The following is a 2362-nucleotide window of genomic DNA, read 5'->3' as shown; positions in this document are numbered from 1 at the left end:
GATCCGATCAGAAGGCCGTTCCGATCTGGAACTGGAATTTCTGATACTGGTCGCCGGTGTGCTTCTGCAGCGGGAAGCCCAAACTCAGCTTGAGCGGGCCGATCGGCGAGATCCACGCCAGCCCCACGCCATAGCCGTAGCGCAACCCGTTCGCCCCCGTGCTCGTGCCCCCCGGCGCATTGCCCCACACGTTGCCGCCGTCCAGGAACGTGAACACCCGCAGCGTGCGGTCATAGCCCGTGCCCGGCAGCGGGAACGTCAGCTCGATATTGCCGACGATCATCTTCGAGCCGCCAATCGGGTCGTTCGTCTGCTTGTCGCGCGGGCCCAGCGAACTCGGCTCATAGCCGCGCACCGAACCTATCCCCCCCGCGTAGTAGTTCTTGAAGATCGGATACGCGTTGCCGATACCGTTGCCGTAGCCGCCCTGGAAGTTCAGCCCCAGGATGAAGCCCCGCGCGAACGAATAGTAGTACTGCGCTTGAATGTCCGCCTTGTAATACTGGATCTTGCCCACCGGCACGCCGTATTCCACGTTCGCCTGCGTGAAATACCCACGGCTCGGAATCAGCGCGCTGTCGCGCGCATCGCGCGACCAGCCGATCGTCAGCGGCACCGTGTTCGACACCCGACCGAACTGCCGCACGTAGTCCTTGTACGACTCCGGCGTGCTCGTGTCGTCCATGTTCACATCCAGCCGGTTCTGCTCGAAGCCCGCACCGAAATACACCGTATCCGTCTCCGAGAACGGAATCCCGAACTTCAGATTGCCCCCAGCCGTGATGATCCGGAAACTCGAATTCGTCGAGTAGTACAGCGGCTGGTATGTCCGGTAGAACACGTCCGTGATCCGCTTGATCCCGTCCACCGTGAAGTACGGATCCACCTGCGTCACCGTCAGCGTCCGGTAGCTCTTGGCCGTGTTCACGTTCACCGCCAGGCTCGTCCCCGAGCCAAACACGTTGTCCTGCGACACCCCCGCCGACAGCACCACCTTGTCCGTCGACGAAAAACCCGCCCCCAGCGTGATCGCACCCGTCGGCTTCTCCGCCACCTTCACGTTCACGTCAACCTGATCGTTCGTGCCCTCCACCGGCACCGTCGTCACGTCCACATCCGTGAAGTAACCCAGCCGGTTCACCCGGTCCTTCGACAGCGCCAGGCGGCTCGAATCGAACCACGAACTCTCCAACTGGCGCATCTCCCGGCGCACCACCTCGTCCCGCGTGCGCGTGTTGCCCACAATGTTGATCCGCCGCACGTACACCCGCCGGCTCGGGTCCACCACCAGCGTCAGATTCACCTTGTGATTGGCCTGGTCGATCTCCGGCTGCGCATTCACCGTCGCGAACGCATAACCGTACTCCCCCAGCTTGTCCACGATCGCCTTCGTCGTCTGCTGCAGCTTCTCCGCCGAAAATCGATCGCCCGCCTTGACCTTCACCAGCTTCTTCAGCTCCGCTTCGCGATCCAGCAGATTGCCCGCCAGCTTCACCCCCGACACCGTGTACGGCTCGCCCTCGTGCAGCGTCACCGTCAGGTACATGTCCTTCTTGTCCGGCGAAATCGACACCTGCGTCGACTCAATGTTGAACTCCAAATACCCACGGTTCAGGTAGTACGAGCGCACGTTCTCCAGATCGCCCGTGAGCTTCTCCTTCGAGTACAGATCGTTCTTCGTGTACCACGAGAACCAGTTCGGCGTCGACAACTGCATCTCGTCGCGCAGCTTGTTCGTGCTGAACGTCTTGTTGCCAATAAAGTTGATCTGACGGATCTTCGCGCTCGGGCCTTCCGCCACCGAAAACAGAATCGACACCCGGTTCGCGTCCACCGGCGTCACCGTCGTCGTCACCTCCGCCGCGTAGAACCCCCGCGTCAAATACTGCCGCTTGAGCTCCTGCTCCGCCTTGTCCACCAGCGCCTTGTCGTAGTACCGACCCTGCGCCAGCCCCACCGCCTTCAATGCCTTGTTCAGGTTGTCCTTGTCGAACTCCTTGATCCCCGTGAAATCAATCGACGCGATCGCCGGCCTCTCCTGAACCTGGATAATCACCACCCCGCCTTGCGTGGCCACCCGAACATCCGTGAAAAATCCCGTCGCGTACAGCGCACGGATCGCCTCCGATGCCTTGTCGTCCGTGAACGTCTCACCTTGCTTGATCGGCAGGTACGCGAACACCGACCCCGCCTCCACGCGCTGCAAACCTTCGATCTTGATGTCCTGCACCACGAACGGTGCCGTCGCGTGAGCCGACAATCCCGGCGCCGCCAGCGCCGCCGCCGCTACCGCCTTCGGTACGAAGCCATGAGGTTTCAACAACATGCATCCCCAGTGTTTAAGCTTGCATCAGGTCAGGCG

The 2362-nt window shown here is 61.7% G+C and carries 1 protein-coding gene; it reads right to left on the bottom strand.

The genetic code is table 11. The features are described 5' to 3' along the window. Positions 1 to 7: 7 nt before the first annotated feature. Positions 8 to 2326 (bottom strand): outer membrane protein assembly factor BamA, encoded by a 2319-nt coding sequence (gene bamA / locus WS68_RS08350; RefSeq protein WP_059570349.1) that lies wholly within the window; start codon positions 2324 to 2326, stop codon positions 8 to 10. Between the last annotated feature and the right edge of the window lie 36 nt (positions 2327 to 2362).

This window comes from Burkholderia sp. TSV86, assembly GCF_001522865.1.
Lineage (GTDB): Bacteria > Pseudomonadota > Gammaproteobacteria > Burkholderiales > Burkholderiaceae > Burkholderia.
Note: the sequence above shows the minus strand (reverse complement) of the source record. Positions and strands in the feature narration are given on the sequence as shown.

What these genes read in the sequence shown, in the direction of transcription:
- bamA (WP_059570349.1), bottom strand. Translation starts at nt 2,326, where the DNA reads ATGTTGTTGAAACCTCATGGCTTCGTACCGAAGGCGGTAGCGGCGGCG.